Source organism: Sphingomonas sp. P4_G3 (assembly GCF_056401105.1).
In genome coordinates, this window is sequence record NZ_JBFUJZ010000011.1 from 93,357 (window position 1) to 109,198 (window position 15,842).

The 15,842-nt window shown below is 65.3% G+C and carries 12 protein-coding genes; 9 read left to right on the forward strand and 3 right to left on the reverse strand.

Annotated features, from left to right (window positions below; genetic code table 11):
• Positions 1-116: 116 nt before the first annotated feature.
• The 6 genes from AC1DQQ_RS20010 (at position 117) to AC1DQQ_RS20035 (ending at position 5,754) form a co-directional block, all read left to right on the forward strand.
• Positions 117-2,588, forward strand: coding sequence for a helicase-related protein (locus AC1DQQ_RS20010; protein ID WP_478046548.1), 2,472 nt, complete (start codon positions 117-119; stop codon positions 2,586-2,588).
• A complete protein-coding gene (locus AC1DQQ_RS20015) occupies positions 2,581-2,886 on the forward strand; it encodes an RNA-binding S4 domain-containing protein (protein ID WP_478041271.1) in 306 nt (101 codons plus the stop codon). Before AC1DQQ_RS20010 ends, AC1DQQ_RS20015 begins: the two co-directional genes overlap by 8 nt.
• An 86-nt stretch (positions 2,887-2,972) precedes the next feature.
• Complete coding sequence (gene fdxA / locus AC1DQQ_RS20020; RefSeq protein ID WP_478032472.1) at positions 2,973-3,314, forward strand: ferredoxin FdxA; 342 nt, start codon at positions 2,973-2,975, stop codon at positions 3,312-3,314.
• A 263-nt stretch (positions 3,315-3,577) separates the two neighbouring features.
• On the forward strand, positions 3,578-4,111 hold the full coding sequence (locus tag AC1DQQ_RS20025; protein ID WP_066813023.1) for a CarD family transcriptional regulator: 534 nt from the start codon (positions 3,578-3,580) through the stop codon (positions 4,109-4,111).
• Between the two features lie 107 nt (positions 4,112-4,218).
• Positions 4,219-4,935: a head GIN domain-containing protein gene (locus AC1DQQ_RS20030; protein WP_478032470.1), complete on the forward strand. Its 717-nt coding sequence runs from the start codon at positions 4,219-4,221 to the stop codon at positions 4,933-4,935.
• Between the two features lie 105 nt (positions 4,936-5,040).
• Positions 5,041-5,754, forward strand: a complete 714-nt coding sequence (locus AC1DQQ_RS20035; protein WP_478046549.1) for a GIN domain-containing protein — start codon at positions 5,041-5,043, stop codon at positions 5,752-5,754.
• 252 nt (positions 5,755-6,006) lie between these two features.
• Here the strand turns inward: AC1DQQ_RS20035 and AC1DQQ_RS20040 are convergent, their stop codons facing one another.
• On the reverse strand, positions 6,007-6,411 hold the full coding sequence (locus AC1DQQ_RS20040; protein WP_478032468.1) for a DUF1489 family protein: 405 nt from the start codon (positions 6,409-6,411) through the stop codon (positions 6,007-6,009).
• A 14-nt stretch (positions 6,412-6,425) separates the two neighbouring features.
• Entirely contained in the window at positions 6,426-7,844 is a 1,419-nt protein-coding gene (gene mgtE / locus AC1DQQ_RS20045; RefSeq protein ID WP_478032467.1) for a magnesium transporter, read from the reverse strand.
• Positions 7,845-7,970: 126 nt separating this feature from the next.
• Between mgtE and AC1DQQ_RS20050 the strand changes: the two genes are divergently transcribed.
• Positions 7,971-8,426, forward strand: a complete 456-nt coding sequence (locus tag AC1DQQ_RS20050; RefSeq protein WP_478032465.1) for a peptidylprolyl isomerase — start codon at positions 7,971-7,973, stop codon at positions 8,424-8,426.
• Positions 8,427-8,523: 97 nt separating this feature from the next.
• Here the strand turns inward: AC1DQQ_RS20050 and AC1DQQ_RS20055 are convergent, their stop codons facing one another.
• Positions 8,524-9,405, reverse strand: a complete 882-nt coding sequence (locus AC1DQQ_RS20055; RefSeq protein ID WP_478032464.1) for a LysR substrate-binding domain-containing protein — start codon at positions 9,403-9,405, stop codon at positions 8,524-8,526.
• A 334-nt stretch (positions 9,406-9,739) separates the two neighbouring features.
• On the opposite strand from AC1DQQ_RS20055, the gene AC1DQQ_RS20060 reads away from it, so the two are divergent.
• The gene (locus tag AC1DQQ_RS20060; RefSeq protein ID WP_478032463.1) at positions 9,740-12,043 is read left to right on the forward strand and encodes a CDC48 family AAA ATPase; all 2,304 of its coding nucleotides are present in this window, start codon (positions 9,740-9,742) and stop codon (positions 12,041-12,043) included.
• 292 nt (positions 12,044-12,335) lie between these two features.
• Positions 12,336-15,842, forward strand: a 3,507-nt coding sequence (locus AC1DQQ_RS20065; RefSeq protein WP_478046550.1) for a beta strand repeat-containing protein, incomplete at its 3' end; no start/stop codon positions are given.

Below are 15,842 nucleotides of genomic sequence, written 5' to 3' on the forward strand. Positions count from 1 at the left end.
CGCGGTGACTTGCCCTAGGGGCGATTACTTACGGACTCGCACCATGGGCGCGACTATCATGGCTTAATCAAGTCTCGCTTGCGTCGATCGCCCGGCGCGCCGATCTATAAGCCGTCATGCGTGCGTTCTCGTCCCCGGTCACCGCGGTGCTCGGGCCCACCAACACCGGCAAGACGCATCTCGCGATCGAGCGGATGTGCGGTCATTCGAGCGGGATGATCGGCTTCCCGCTGCGATTGCTCGCGCGCGAAGTCTATGATCGCGTCGTCAAATTGAAGGGCGCCAAGCAGGTCGCGCTGATCACCGGCGAGGAGCGTATCGTTCCGCCCGACGCGCGCTGGTTCCTGTGCACCGCCGAGAGCATGCCGCTCCAGCGTGACTTGGCATTCGTCGCGCTCGACGAGGCGCAACTCGGCGCCGATCCCGAGCGCGGCCATGTCTTCACCGACCGTCTGTTGCGCGCGCGCGGCCGCGAGGAGACGATGATCCTTGGCTCGGAGACGTTGCGGCCGATGGTCAAGGCGCTGGTCCCCGACGCCGAGATCGTCAACCGCCCGCGTTTCTCGACTCTGTCCTATGCCGGCGCGCGCAAGCTGTCGCGGCTGCCCAAGCGCTCGGTGATCGTCGCGTTCAGCGCCGAGGAAGTCTATGCCGTCGCCGAGATGATCCGCCGTCTTCGCGGCGGCGCCGCGGTGGTGATGGGCGCCTTGTCCCCGCGCACCCGCAACGCCCAGGTCGCGATGTTCCAGGCCAGCGAGGTCGATTATCTCGTCGCGACCGACGCGATCGGCATGGGCCTCAACATGGACGTCAACCATGTCGCCTTCGCCAGCCTGACCAAGTTCGACGGCTATCGCCAGCGCCGGCTGACGGTGAGCGAGATGGCGCAGATCGCCGGGCGCGCCGGGCGGCATCAGCGCGACGGGACGTTCGGCGCGCTGACCGCCGACGGCCCCGGTGCGTTCACGCCCGAGGAAATCCACGCGATCGAGCACCATCATTTTCCCCGGCTCGATTTCCTCTATTGGCGCGATGGCGAGCCCGATTGTGATTCAGTCGATGCGCTGATCGCCAGCCTGGAAGCCAAACCCGACAATCGCGTGCTGCGCGCGGCACCGGTCGCGACCGATCTCGCGGTGCTCAAGCGGCTGACCGAGGACGATGCCGTCCGAGACCGCGCGCGATCGCCGGGCCAGGTCGCACGGTTATGGGCGGCATGCGGCGTGCCCGATTTCCGCAAGCTCGGCGTCGATCCGCATGCGCGGCTGATCGCCAAGCTCTATGATGATCTCAGCACCGGCAACGGCCATATCGCCGCGCCCTGGTTCGCCGATCAGGTCGCACGGCTCGACGACGTCACCGGCGATGTCGAGACGATCGCCGGGCGGATCGCGGCGATCCGCACCTGGGCCTATATCGCGCATCGCAGCGATTGGCTGGCCGACCCGGCGCATTGGGCGGCGCGCACCGCTTCGGTCGAAGAGCGCCTGTCCGACGCGCTCCACGCATCGCTGACCCAGCGCTTCGTCGACAAGCGTACGACGGTGCTGCTGCGCCAGATCGGCAAGGATGCCGGCGCGCTGCCGGTGGTGATCGGCGAGGAAGGCGAGGTGCTGGTCGAGGATCATCCGATCGGCACGCTCGAGGGCTTCCGCTTCACCGTCGCCGCCGACGCGCGGCATGCCGACAAAAGGCTGCTGCTCGCGGCGGCGGAGAAAAGGCTCGGTGCCGAGCTGGCGAAGCGCGGTCGCGAACTGGCTGACTCGGGTGACGATGAGCTCTCTTTGTCCTTCCCGCGGATCGAATGGCGCGGCGTCGGCGTGGCCGAATTGACCGCTGGCGCCAATCTCGCCCAGCCGCGCGTCCTGCTGGATCGTCCGGTCGAAGCGCTCGATCCTGCGGTACGCAAGGCTGTGCAAGCACGGCTCGACCGCTGGGTCGCAGAGCAGCTGGCGCGGCGTTTGCCGGTATTCGGCGCGCTCGACGCCTGCCTGCGCGATGCCGCCGCCGGTGCGCCGCTGCGCGCGGTCGCGGGGGCGCTGCTCGATGCCGGCGGATTGTTGCCGCGGCGCGCGATCGGCGCGCAGGTCGAGGCGCTCGACCCGCTCGCGCGAAAGAAGTTGCACAAGATGGGCGTGACGATCGGTACGCTTGACCTGTTCGCGCCCGCTTTGCTCAAGCCGGGTCCAGCGCGCTGGCGGCGGATGCTGATGCGGCTCGGCGAGGGCCCGCGCGACGGCGCCACGGTGTTGCCACGCAACGCGCCCGGCGCCGACTTGCCCTTCGGCTTCCGCCCGCTCGGTCAACAGGCAGTGCGGATCGATCTGGTCGAACGTATCGCGCGCGCCGCGCACGATTCGCGCAAGGGACGCGCGCCGTTCGCGCCCGACGCGGCGCTCGCGACCTCGATCGGGATCCAGCCCGACACGCTGGCGCGGCTGATGGCGCAGCTCGGCTTTCGCGCCGCGCGGCCAAGCGACGACGGCAAGCCGCGCTGGATGTGGCAAGGCCTGACGCCCAACGCCAAGCCCAAGGCACCGCCGCGCGACAATGCCTTCGCCGCGCTCGCCGGGATGCTCGATGGCTGAGCAGCTTCCCGCTAACGGGCCGACGATGCGTCTCGACAAGTTCCTGTGGTTCGCGCGGATCGTGAAGACGCGAAGCTTTGCGCAACGCCTTGCCGAGGAGGGGCATATGCGGATCGACGGTCGCCCGACCGATCGCGCCGCGGCACCGGTGCGCCCGGGCAACATCCTGACCTTCGCCACCCATCGCGGCGAGGTCCGCACCATCCGGATCGAAGCGCTGCCGATTCGCCGCGGCCCGCCTTCCGAGGCGCAGCGTTGCTATCAGGATCTCCAGGCCGGCAGCGCGCCCGCAACTTAAAAACGTCTCGCAGAAAGCCGCGATCGATTGACGGGCGCGGGACACGCGCATAGCACGGCCCAAATCGTACTCCTGGGGAGCCAGAAATGACCTACGTCGTGACCGACGCCTGCATCCGCTGCAAGTATATGGACTGCGTCGAGGTGTGTCCGGTCGACTGCTTCTACGAAGGCGAGAACATGCTCGTCATCAATCCCAGCGAATGCATCGACTGCGGCGTGTGCGAACCCGAATGCCCGGCCGAGGCGATCCTGCCCGATACCGAGAACGGCCTGGAAAAGTGGCTCGAGCTCAACAACACGTTCAGCAGCCAATGGCCCAACGTCACGCGCAAGAACGACCAGACCCCCGCCGATGCCGACGAGCACAAGGGCGAAGACGGCAAATACGACAAGTATTTCTCGCCCGAGGCCGGCCAGGGCGACTGAGCGCGCCAGCAAAGTTGATCGAGATCAAAGCGGCCTCGCCCAGCAATGGGACGGGGCCGTACCCATTTCGGGGGATGCTCCGTCGGATGAAAACGACGTCGGGCTGGTAATTTTATTACGGCTATGTTAAATAGGTCAGGACGAGAGCCCCTTTCCGAGTCTCTCGTGTGGAGACACACACATCCAATCAAGCCCCTGCCGGCGCCATGTCCGGGCGTCGTGCGTTTATTCGGGCGACATTCCAAGTGAAAGGTTGAAGTTACATGGCTGCCAAGGCGCTGTCCTTCGACGTCGGTGATTACGTTGTTTACCCCAAGCACGGCGTCGGCCGTGTCGTTGAACTTCTCAAACAGGAAATCGCCGGCATGACGCTGGAGCTGTACGTGCTCCGGTTCGAGAAAGAGCGCATGACGCTCCGTGTGCCGACCAACAAGGCCGAGAGTGTCGGCATGCGCAAGCTGTCCTCGGACAAGACACTCCGCGAGGCGCTCGACACGCTCAAGGGCAAACCCAAGGTCAAGCGCACCATGTGGTCGCGCCGCGCGCAGGAATATGAAGCGAAGATCAATTCGGGCGACCTGGTGTCGATCGCCGAAGTGGTCCGCGACCTGTTCCGTGCCGAAGATCAGCCCGAACAGAGCTATTCGGAGCGCCAGATCTTCGAGGCCGCCGCGTCCCGCCTCGCCCGCGAGCTCGCGGCGATGGAAGAGACCGACGAAAAGGGTGCGCTGGAGAAGATCCTCGACATCCTGCGCAAGGCCGCGGCGATCCATAACAAGGACAAGATTCCGGCGTAATCCCGGGTCAAGTCGTTGATAAAATAGGGCGGTCCTTTGGGGCCGCCCTTTTTCGTTGCGGCCCCATCCGCAGTGTGTTATGTCGACAACACACAATGGAGGATCTCATGAACCGCTACATGCTGCTCGCTTTGCTTCCGCTCGCCGCCTGTTCGGGCACGGCCCGGTCGGAAGGCACGCCGCCCAGCGGCGCCGGCGGAAACCGCACCTTCGCGGTCGACGGCTTCACCGGCGTCGATGCCGCCGGGCCCGACGATGTCGATGTCCGTGTCGGCTCGGGCTTTTCGGTTCGTGCGGAGGGCGATCCCAAGATCCTCGACAAGCTCGAGATCGTGAAGGAAGGCGACACGCTGAGGGTTCGCCGCAAGGAGCGCAGCTTCAGTTGGGGCGGTGAGCGTAAGGGCGCCAAGATCTACATCACCATGCCGCGCATGACCGCGGCGAGCACCACCGGGTCGGGCGACATGGCGGTCGACCATATCGATGGCGAGAAGTTCCAGGCCAGCGCGACCGGGTCGGGCGACCTCAATATCGGATCGCTCAGCGTCCAGGCAGTCGCGCTGTCGGTCACCGGGTCGGGCAGCCTGGGCACCGCTGGCAGCGCCAGGACCGGATCCTTCTCGGTCACCGGATCGGGCGACATCACCGCGCCCAAATTGTCGCTCGGCCAGGCCAGCGTCAATGTCATGGGCTCGGGCGGCGTCTCCGCGGCGGTCAACGGCGCGGCGAATGTCAACGTGATGGGCTCGGGCGACGTCACGCTCACTGGCGGCGCCAAATGCACCACATCCAAGATGGGCTCGGGCGACGTCAGCTGCAGCTGATTTGGGTTCAGCAAGGCTGAACCGGTTGCGGCACCGTGACGGAAAGGCTGCAAAGACTCTAACCCAGCTTGCATAAAGCGGCGGGGCGGTGCGATGCTCGCATCCATGCTCCGCCGCTCTCTCGCTTTCGCGCTGATCGCGCTCGCCACGCCGGCGCATGCCGCCGACCGCAGCTATGTCGTCACCAATTTCGACCGCGTGCGGGTGGATGGCCCATATTCGGTGCAGGTCGAAGTCGGCACCGGCGGCGGCGCCGCGGCCAGCGCGTCGGGCGACGACCGGGCACTCGGCGACCTCGACATCTCGGTCAACGGCGGCACGCTGACCGTCCGCAAAGGCAGCCAGGGCTGGGGCGAACGAGGCAAAGCAAGCGGCCCGCCGCCGGTGATCATTCTGCGCACGCCGGCGGTGCGCGGCGCGACCGTGGTCGGCGGCGCCAAGCTGGCGCTCAACGGTAGGCTGCGTACGGCGCGGCTCGACGTCCAGATCACTGGCGCTGGGACAATCGACGCGCGCGGCGTCGATGCCGACGACGTCGTGGTCACCGTGATCGGCAACGGCAATGTCGCCCTCGCCGGACGCACCGCGCGGGCGCGGTTCTCGACCAATGGCGGCGGCTCGATCGCGGCGATGGCGCTCGACGCGGGCGAGATCATCGTCGCGCTCGAAGGCGCGGGCGAAACGCGGGCAAGCGCACGCTATCTCGCCGACCTAACCAACAAGGGCCTTGGCCTGATCGCGGTCACCGGCAATCCGAAATGCACCGTCCGCGGCCAATCAGTCGGGCCGATCGAATGCGGTACCGGCACGCAGCCTTAGGTTGAGAACTAAAATAAGCCTTTGTTCTTAACGCGATCCATTTTCCAAAATTCGTCATCCCAGCGAAAGCTGGGATCTCAAGCGGCATCGCGTCACCGCCAGAGACCAACATCGGGTCGGATCGCCCCCCGGACGATCCTTGAGCATGCGGGGCATGCTCAACCCGATGTTCTTTCGCTGGGGTGACGGGAGGGTGCGCTGGAGTAACGGGAGGATTCCGCGGGGATGACGACAGGAATGTGAGTCCCCAACCTAAAGCAAACCCAGCTCAGCCAGCTTGCCCACCATATCGGCCGGTAGTTCACCTACCCCTTCGCCACCTGCACCAAGGTCGCGCGGCGCGCTCGTATCTTCGAGATAGCGCCAGCCCTGGTGCGCTCGCTTTGGCCGTGCTTCGACCAGGACCAGGCGCGGATCGAGCCTGATCGCAGTACGGCCGCCGGGCAGTTCGCCGAATCCGACGATCGGCGAGCGCGCGACGAGCTGGTGCTTGAGGATCCAGAATAAAGATCCCTGCCCGGCAATCTCTTCCCAGCGCTTGGGTAGATAGCGCGTGCCGAGTTCGTAGGGCGGATCGCCCTCGCGCGCCGCCCAGCGCGCGACGAACGCCTCCAGGCTCGCCACGCCGAACGCGACCTTGGTCAGATGAAGCGGCACTCCGTCGATCTGGGTTACCGGCCCAGGCCCCACAAGAAGGCGAGGCCGAGGAAAGAGAAAAAGCCCATGCAATCGGTGAACATCGTCACGAACACCGACGACGAGATCGCCGGGTCGATCCGGAAGCGGTCGAGCGTCACCGGCACGAACACCCCCGCCAGGCCGGCAACCATATTGTTGATCAGGATCGCCAGCCCGAACACCGCCGCCAGATCGCCGCGTCCGAAGATGAAATAGGTGCCGATCCCGATCAGCACGCCGAGCGCGGCGCCGTTCGATACGGCGATGCGGAATTCGCGCCAGATCATCCGCGCGGTGTTCGAATCGGTCAGCTGATTGGTCGCGATCGCACGCACCACCACCGCCAGGGTCTGGGTGCCGGCATTGCCGCCCATGCCCGAGACGATCCCCATCAGCGCCGAGAGCACCGCGAACTTGGCGATCTCGGCATCGAACAGGCTGACCACCCAAGCCGCGAGCATTGCGGTGGGCAGGTTGATCAGCAGCCACATCAGCCGGGTCCGGACCGTCATCGCGATCGGTTCGTTGATGTCGCCATCGCCGGCGCCGGCCAGGCGCAGCGTGTCCTCGCCGGCTTCTTCCTGGATAATGTGGACGACGTCGTCGACCGTGATCATGCCGACCAGCCGCCCAGCGGCATCGACCACCGCGGCCGAGATCAGCGCGTATTTCTGGAAGCGCAGCGCGACTTCTTCCTGGTCCATGTCGACCGGGATCAACGTCTGTTCGCGCTTCATCACGTCGGCGATCGCGACCGAGCGCGGCGCGCGCAGGATCCACGACAGCGAGCAGGTGCCGATCGGCTTGTGCCCGGGATCGACCACGAAGATTTCCCAGAAATCGGTGGTCAGTTCCTCCTGGCTGCGCAAATAATCGATCGCGTCGCCGACCGTCCAATGTTCGGGCACCGCGATCAGCTCGCGCTGCATCAAGCGGCCGGCCGATTCCTCGGGGAAGGATAAAGCTTCCTCGATCGCGGCGCGGTCGTCGGGATCGAGCGCTCGGAGCACTTCGCGCTGATCCGCCGGCTCCATGTCCTCGATGATCGCGACGGCGTCGTCAGTATCGAGCTCCGACGCGATGTCGGCGACCTGCTGCGGCGCGAGGCTGTCGATCAAATCCTCGCGGACATAATCGTTCATCTCGGCGAACACGTCGGCATCGAGCAGGTCGGTCAGTGCCTTGGCGAGCGGCCCGCGATCCTCGTGCGGCGCCAGCTCGAACAGATCGGCGATGTCGGCGGGGTGGAGCGGCTCGACCAGCGCGCGCGCCGCGTCATTGTCGCCGGCCTCGACCGCGTCGAGCACCGCGCGCACGAATTCGGGTTTCAGCCGGTCGTCCTCGTCCAGCTGATCCGCGACGTTATCGAGTTCGGTGGCGCCGTCGGTGGGCGCCAGATCGGTCTCGCTCATCGTCTGACCTTTTTTCGGGCACCGGCATATCCATATCGGGGGCCGTACGCGGTTTCCGCGCGGTTTGCCAGCACCCACCGAGCAGTTTAGGGCGGGCGCAAATTCCCCGATTCATGGAGCAAAATGATGGCCGATACCCCCGAGACACTGACTTTGACGCTGGACAGCGGCGACGTCGTCATCAAGCTTCGCCCGGATCTCGCGCCGCAACATGTCGACCGCATCGCCGAGCTGGCCAATGAAGGCTTTTACGACGGCGTCGTATTCCACCGCGTGATCCCCGGCTTCATGGCGCAGGGCGGCGATCCGACCGGCACCGGCATGCACGGATCGGACAAGCCCAACTTGCCGGCCGAATTCTCGCGCGAGCCGCATGTCCGCGGCGTTGCGTCGATGGCGCGGACGATGGATCCCAATTCGGCCAACAGCCAGTTCTTCATCTGCTTCGACGACGCGCGCTTCCTCGACGGCCAATACACCGTATGGGGCGAAGTCACCGAGGGCATGGAGCTTATCGACGCGCTGCCCAAGGGCGAGCCGCCGGCGAACCCCGGCAAGATCCTCAAGGCCCGCGCCGAGTAAGCGCAACCAACAGCCGCTCCTCGCCACCTTCCGTCATCCCCGCTTTCGCGGGGATGACGAGGTGCGGCGGGAGAGGATTGAACAGCCCGCGACGCCCTTAGGCGTCGAGGACCTCGACCAGCCAGTCGTGGAACCATTTGACCTGGCGCATCTGCATCGCGCGCGGGCGGCAGACGAACCAGTAACTGTACGGGCTGGCCACCTCGATATCGAACAATTTGACCAGCCGCGGGTCGTGCGCCTCGTCGAAATGGCTTTCGTGCATGAAGGCGATGCCCAGACCCTGGGCCGCCGCTTCGAGCATCAGCGCGCCCGAATCGAAATGGTCGATCGCCAGCGGCTCGAGCTCGTCGAGCCCCGCCGCATGGCGCCAGGCGCTGAACGTGTCGGGCATGTCGCGGTGGATCAACGCGGTCAGCTTCTCGATCTGTTCGGGGCGCGTGACCGGATCGGGCCCGTCGAGCAGGCTCCGCGCGCCGATCACATAGACATTGTTGGTATCGAGCCGCTTGGCATAGAGGCTGGGATCGGGCTCGCGCGCCAGCGCGATCGCGGCGTCGAGCCCGTCGCCGACGCGCGCCATATTGTGTCCCGCCGTATCGATATCGAGATGGATCTGCGGATAGCGCGCACGCAGGTCGCCGAGGTGCGGGAAGATGCGTTGCGAGGCGAACAGCGGCAACACCCCCAAACGCAGGCGCAGGACCTCGATCCCGCTGGTCATATATTCGACCGCGTCGGTCAGCCGGTCGAGCACCGGCGCGATCTGCTGCAGCAGCCGTTCGCCGTCGCTGTTGAGCGCCACCGCCTGGTGCCGGCGTTCGAACAAGGGCTTGCCGATGAAGCGTTCGAGCGCCTGAATCCGGCGGCTGAGCGCCGGCGCGGACAAAGCGAGTTCCTGCGCGGCAGCCTTGACCGACCCGGTGCGGGCGACCTGAATAAAGGCCTCGATCGCGGTCAGCGGGGGCAAACGCCGCATGGAAATTCTCTCCCTTGGCCCTGTTAGTTGTGCAACGCGTCACATACCGATGCTTGGAACGCTATCATCCCCTCTCCGTGAAAGGAAAGGGTTGATTGCGAAAAATGCATGTTACCGGTATCACTTCGCACTTGCACAATAATGTGCTGCGCTGCACATAGAGCAGGCCTTTCAGGCATCCTCTCCTAAAAACTTTCCCGGCCGGGCCCCTTGGGTCCGGCCTTTTTTTGTCTCGATTCGCGGCCGCCTGATAGGCGCCCTCTCGCGCTTCGGGAACCGGGTCACTATCTCACACGCTCTCGATTCTTCCGCTCGCGAAACTAAGGTGACCCCCATGGCAGACGGCGACGATGCCCCCCAACGCAAGCTTCAGGTCGCCAATGCGCGTCCCGAGGATAGTGGCCGCGGACTGGCGCACATCCCGCGTCCGCTGATGGCGCAATTGGGCATCGGTGAAGGCGACATCATCGAAATCGTCGGCAAGTCGACCACCCCGGCGCGCGCGGTCGCACCCTATCCCGAGGATGAGGGGCTCGAACTGATCCGGATCGACGGCCTGCAACGCGCCAATGCCGGCGCCGGGTCGGGCGATTATGTCGACGTGCGCAAGGCTGAGGCCAAGCCGGCGACGCGCGTCGTGTTCGCTCCCGCGCAGCAGAATCTGCGCCTGCAGGGATCGACCGGCGCGCTCAAACGCACCTTTTTCGGCCGCCCGCTCTGCGCCGGCGATGTCGTCGCGACCGCGGGGCAGCAGCGCATCGACCCCGAAGGCGTGCCGCCAAACGTCGCGCAATATCTCCGCGCGCCGGCTTATGCGCTGCAGGAAATCCGCCTCGCGGTGATCTCGACCGTGCCCAAGGGCGTGGTGCTGGTCGACGAGAATACCGAGATCGAGCTGCGCCCCGAATATGAGGAACCCAAGGACGCGCGGCGCGCCGACGTTACCTATGACGATATCGGCGGCATGGCCGACACGATCGACCAGTTGCGCGAGATGGTCGAATTGCCGTTGCGCTATCCGGAACTGTTCCAGCGGCTCGGCGTCGAACCGCCCAAGGGCGTGCTGCTCCATGGCCCGCCCGGCACCGGCAAGACGCGGCTCGCGCGCGCCGTCGCCAATGAGAGCGACGCGCAATTCTTCCTGATCAACGGGCCCGAGATCATGGGTTCGGCCTATGGCGAGTCCGAATCGAAGCTGCGCCAGGTGTTCGAGGAAGCGGCCAAGAACGCGCCGTCGATCGTGTTCATCGACGAGATCGATTCGATCGCGCCGAAGCGCGGCAACGTGTCCGGCGAGGCCGAAAAACGCCTGGTCGCGCAATTGCTGACCTTGATGGACGGGCTGGAGGCGCGCGCCAATCTGGTGGTGATCGCGGCGACCAACCGGCCCGAGGCGGTCGACGAGGCATTACGCCGCCCCGGCCGGTTCGACCGCGAGATCGTCGTCGGCGTGCCCGACGAGCGCGGCCGCCGCGAGATATTGGGCATCCATACGCGCGGCATGCCGCTCGGCGATCATGTCGATCTCGACGAACTCGCGCGCACGACCTACGGCTTCGTCGGCGCCGACCTCGCCGCCCTCGCGCGCGAGGCGGCGATCGAGGCGGTGCGGCGGATCATGCCGCGCCTCAACCTCGAGGACCGCACGATTCCGGCGGACGTGCTCGAAACGCTGGCGGTGACGCGCGAGGACTTCCTCGGCGCGTTGAAGCGCGTCCAGCCCTCGGCGATGCGCGAAGTGATGGTCGAGGCGCCGCGCGTCCGCTGGGACGATGTCGGCGGGCTCGACGACGCGCAGATGCGCCTCAAGGAAGGTGTCGAGCTGCCGCTCAAGGATCCCGACGCGTTCCGCCGGCTCGGTATCCGCCCGGCCAAGGGCTTCCTGCTCTATGGCCCGCCCGGCACCGGCAAGACCCTGCTCGCCAAGGCGGTTGCGCGCGAGGCGGAGGCGAACTTCATCTCGACCAAATCGTCCGACCTGCTCAGCAAATGGTATGGTGAGAGCGAACAGCAGATCGCCAAATTGTTCGCGCGCGCACGCCAGGTCGCACCGACCGTGATCTTCATCGACGAGCTCGACAGCCTGGTCCCCGCGCGCGGCGGTGGCCTGGGCGAACCGCAAGTCACCGAGCGCGTGGTCAACACGATCCTCGCGGAGATGGACGGACTCGAGGAATTACAGTCGGTCGTCGTGATCGGCGCGACCAACCGGCCCAATCTGATCGACCCGGCGCTGCTGCGTCCCGGCCGGTTCGACGAGCTGATCTATGTCGGCGTGCCCGACGAGAAGGGTCGCCGCCGCATCCTGGCGATCCAGACGCAGAAGATGCCGCTGGCCGACGATGTCGATCTCGACCGCATCGCTTCGCGCACCGACCGCTTCACCGGCGCCGACCTCGAGGATCTGACCCGGCGCGCAGGCCTGGTCGCGCTCCGCAAGAATATCGACGTCAAGCAAGTGACGATGGCCGATTTCGAGGACGCGCTGGTTGATTCACGTGCCTCGGTGACCGCGGAGATGGAGCGCGATTACGAACAGCTCGCCGCGACGATGAAGCAGGATGCGGCGTCACTGCAGCCTCTGGGCTTCATCTCGCCGGGACAGTTGCGGCCGCATGGGCCGAAGGGAACGGACTGACCGGGCCTGCCGATCGCGCTCGTCATGGGCGTCCCGCGCTGGCCTGGTCTTGCCATCGCGGTCCAATCTCTGGGCTGGAACGGTCAGCGGTTATTTCGCCGTTTAACGGGTCCGTTGCGGCTTGCCTCCCGCGAACGATCCGGCTTAATCTCGGCGGAATCGGGGGGTAAGTGATGAATCTACGGTCTGAAAGCGCATCCGGCGCGCAATCGTCGCGCATCGGTGATGAGGGTGCTGCAAACGGCGTCGTGGCGGCGCTCCCGCATCAAGCTGAGTCATTGGGCCTGTGAACGTGGCGCCGACCTTCGCCGCAGGGTCGCTGTCGATCACGCGCGTCTCGACCGATTCGTCCGGCGGTCAGCTGGGGGCTCTCGACAATTTCAGCGGAGTCCTGTCGCCCGACGGGACCAAAGTGCTCTTTCAAACCAGTGAGCCGAGCCTCATGCCGCCCGGCGTGAGCACGGGCTTCGTTCTGAAAGATCTCGTCACCGGGCTGGTCACGTTCGTCGCGGAAGGCTGGTACCCCAAGTTTTCATCCGACGGGACGAAGATCATTTTCTCGAGTGACGCGACGGACCTGATCGCCGGAGACACCAACGGCGCCAGGGACGTCTTCATCAAGGATCTCGTCACCGGCACGATCACGCGGGTGTCCACCGACGGCGCCGGGGGCCAATCGGACGGCTATAGTGACTTTCCGGTCCTATCCGCTGACGGCACCAAAATTGCCTTCTCCAGCACCGCCACCAATCTCGTGGCGGGGGACACGAACGGCTTCAAGGATATTTTCGTTAAAGATCTCGTCACCGGTGCCGTGACGCTGGTGACGACGAGTTCCGCGGGCGTTCACGCGAACAACGACAGCTACGATTTTTCCTTCTCCGCCGATGGTACCAAGGTTGCCTTCTATAGTCCGGCGACAAATCTGGTCGCGGGCGATACCAATTACGCGGCCGATGTCTTCGTCAAGGATTTGACCACCGGCGTCCTGACCCGCGTTTCGACGGACGCCGCCGGCGGCCAGGCAAACGGTATCAGTTATTCGCCCGTCTTCTCGCCCGACGGTTCCAAGGTCGCCTTTTACGGCCCCGCGAGCAATCTCGTCCCCGGCGACACCAATGGCTTCTGGGATCTGTTCGTCAAGGATCTCAACACCGGCGCGATCACACGCGTCTCGACCGCGTCGGACGGGTCGCAAGCCAATGGCAGTTCGATGTTGCCGGTCTTTTCCCACGACGGCACCAAGGTCGCCTTCGCCACCTACGCCACCAATCTCACCGCTGGTGACACCAACGCCAGGCTCGACGTGTACGTCAAGGATCTGGTCACCGGCGAAGTGACGTCGATCACGGCGCAGGCGCCAATCGCTTCGTCAGGCAATGCCGATACGACTAATCTCGCCTTCTCGACGGATGACAGCGAACTTATCTTCACCAGCCGGCTGAGCACATTGGTCCCCGGCGACACCCAGGGCAGGCTCGACGTTTTCCTCGTCACGCTGCCGGCCACCGGAGCGCCGACCTATGTCGAAAACGGCGCGGCGGCTCAGGTCATTTCAAGCGTCAATGTCGGCGACAGCGACAGCGCCAATTATGCGGGCGGCTCGTTCGTCGTCGCGATCACCAATGCGCATGCCGGCGATACCATCAGCCTGTCGGGCCCGGGTATCGGCATCGCGGGCGGCAATGTCAGCTATTATGGGACGATCGTCGGCGCGCTGACCAATTCGCCGGCCGGTCTGTCGATCGCGCTCAACGCTGCGGCCGACGATTTCGCGGTCAAGGCGCTGGCCCAGGCGGTGCATTTCTCGAGCAGTTCGGACAATCCGACCAATGCCGACCGTACGATCGAGTTCACGCTCAACGACGGCAGCGGCGGGGCTACCACTTTCGACCGCCTCGTCCATGTAATCCCGGTCGACGATCCGGCGGTCGCGACCAACGACAGCGCGGTCGTCGCAGCCAACGCGACGATCATCGGCGGCTCGGTGATCGCCAACGACGATCCCGACGGCCCTTTGCCGATCGTCGCGACGGTCGCGACCGTAAATGGGTCGGCGGCGAACGTCGGCACACAGATCACGCTGGCGTCGGGCGCCCATCTGACGCTCAACGCCGACGGGACGTACACTTATGACCCCAACCACGCCTTCGACACACTGAGCGCGGTGACCGGCGCAACCAACTCGACCGCGACCGACAGCTTCACCTATTCGCTCGCCGGGGGCTCTACCGCGACGGTGACGATCACCATTCAGGGCAGCAACACCAGCGTCGCGGGTATCGGCAGCGCCGGCGACGATATGCTCTTTGGCACTGCCGGAAACGACCGGATCGATGGCAGGGCGGGAGCCGACCAGATGTCCGGCGGCGGCGGCAACGACACTTATGTCGTTGACGATAGCGGCGACCAGGTCATCGAGAATCCGAGCGCCGGAACCGATACGGTCGAATCATCGATCACTTATGTGCTCAGCGCCAATGTCGAAAACCTGACCTTGACCGGCAACGCGGCGATCAACGGCACCGGCAACGCGCTCGCCAATGTGATCCGCGACAATTCGGCCGGAAACACGCTGACCGGCGGCGCCGGCAACGACGTCTATTACGTCCGCAACGCAGGCGACCTGATCGTCGAAAATGCCGGCGAGGGTACCGCCGACACCGTGCTGGCGAGCGTGAGCTATACGCTCGGCGCGGCAGCGCAGGTCGAGCGCTTGGCGGCATCGGACTCTAACGCGACGACCGCGATCAACCTGACCGGCAATGCGTATTCGCACCTGATCCAGGGCAACAATGGCGTGAACACGCTGACCGGCGGCAGCGGCAATGACAGCCTGTTCGGCTATGCCGGCGACGACCGGCTCGATGGCGGCCAGGGCGCCGACCAGATGACCGGGGGCGTGGGCAACGATACCTATGTCGTCGACAATGCCGGCGATGTCGTCGTCGAAAACTCCGGCGAGGGCACCGACACGGTCGAGTCCTCGATCAGCTATACTTTGGGCGCCAATGTCGAGAATCTGACCCTGACCGGCGGTCTGGCGATCGACGGCACCGGCAATGCGGGCGCCAACGTCATTCACGGCAATGCGGCAGCGAACACGCTCAACGGCGGCGGCGGGGCCGATACGCTCTATGGCGGCGCAGGCGACGACACGTACGTCGTCGGCAATGCCGGTGTGCAGATCGTCGAGAATGCCAATGAAGGCACCGACACGGTACGCTCGTCGCTGAGCTACACGCTCGGCGCCAATGTCGAGACCCTGGTGCTCACCGGCACCGCCAACATCAACGGCTATGGCAATGCCGGCCAGAACGTGATCACCGGCAATGCCGGCAGCAACCAGCTCGATGGCGGTGGCGGTGGCGACACCTTGCAAGGCGGTGCGGGCAACGACGTCTATTACGTCCGCAATGCCGGTGACGTGATCGTCGAGAATGCCGGCGAGGGAACGGCCGATACCGTGCTGGCGTCGGTCAGCTACACGCTGACCGCGGCGGCCCAGGTCGAGCGGCTGGCGGCATCGGACGCCAATGCGACCGTCGCGCTTAATCTCACCGGCAATGCGTTCTCGCATCTGATCCAGGGCAATAATGGCGTGAACACGCTGACCGGCGGCAGCGGCAATGACAATCTCTATGGCTATGCCGGCGACGACCGGCTCGATGGCGGGCAGGGGACCGACACGCTGTATGGCGGCGTGGGCAACGACACTTATGTCGTCGACAGCCTGAGCGATGTGATCGTCGAGAATGCCAATGAAGGCACCGACACGGTCGAGGCGGCGATCACTTAC

What these genes read in the sequence shown, in the direction of transcription:
- AC1DQQ_RS20010 (WP_478046548.1), top strand. Translation starts at nt 117, where the DNA reads ATGCGTGCGTTCTCGTCCCCGGTCACCGCGGTGCTCGGGCCCACCAAC.
- AC1DQQ_RS20015 (WP_478041271.1), top strand. Translation starts at nt 2,581, where the DNA reads ATGGCTGAGCAGCTTCCCGCTAACGGGCCGACGATGCGTCTCGACAAG.
- fdxA (WP_478032472.1), top strand. Translation starts at nt 2,973, where the DNA reads ATGACCTACGTCGTGACCGACGCCTGCATCCGCTGCAAGTATATGGAC.
- AC1DQQ_RS20025 (WP_066813023.1), top strand. Translation starts at nt 3,578, where the DNA reads ATGGCTGCCAAGGCGCTGTCCTTCGACGTCGGTGATTACGTTGTTTAC.
- AC1DQQ_RS20030 (WP_478032470.1), top strand. Translation starts at nt 4,219, where the DNA reads ATGAACCGCTACATGCTGCTCGCTTTGCTTCCGCTCGCCGCCTGTTCG.
- AC1DQQ_RS20035 (WP_478046549.1), top strand. Translation starts at nt 5,041, where the DNA reads ATGCTCCGCCGCTCTCTCGCTTTCGCGCTGATCGCGCTCGCCACGCCG.
- mgtE (WP_478032467.1), bottom strand. Translation starts at nt 7,844, where the DNA reads ATGAGCGAGACCGATCTGGCGCCCACCGACGGCGCCACCGAACTCGAT.
- AC1DQQ_RS20050 (WP_478032465.1), top strand. Translation starts at nt 7,971, where the DNA reads ATGGCCGATACCCCCGAGACACTGACTTTGACGCTGGACAGCGGCGAC.
- AC1DQQ_RS20055 (WP_478032464.1), bottom strand. Translation starts at nt 9,405, where the DNA reads ATGCGGCGTTTGCCCCCGCTGACCGCGATCGAGGCCTTTATTCAGGTC.
- AC1DQQ_RS20060 (WP_478032463.1), top strand. Translation starts at nt 9,740, where the DNA reads ATGGCAGACGGCGACGATGCCCCCCAACGCAAGCTTCAGGTCGCCAAT.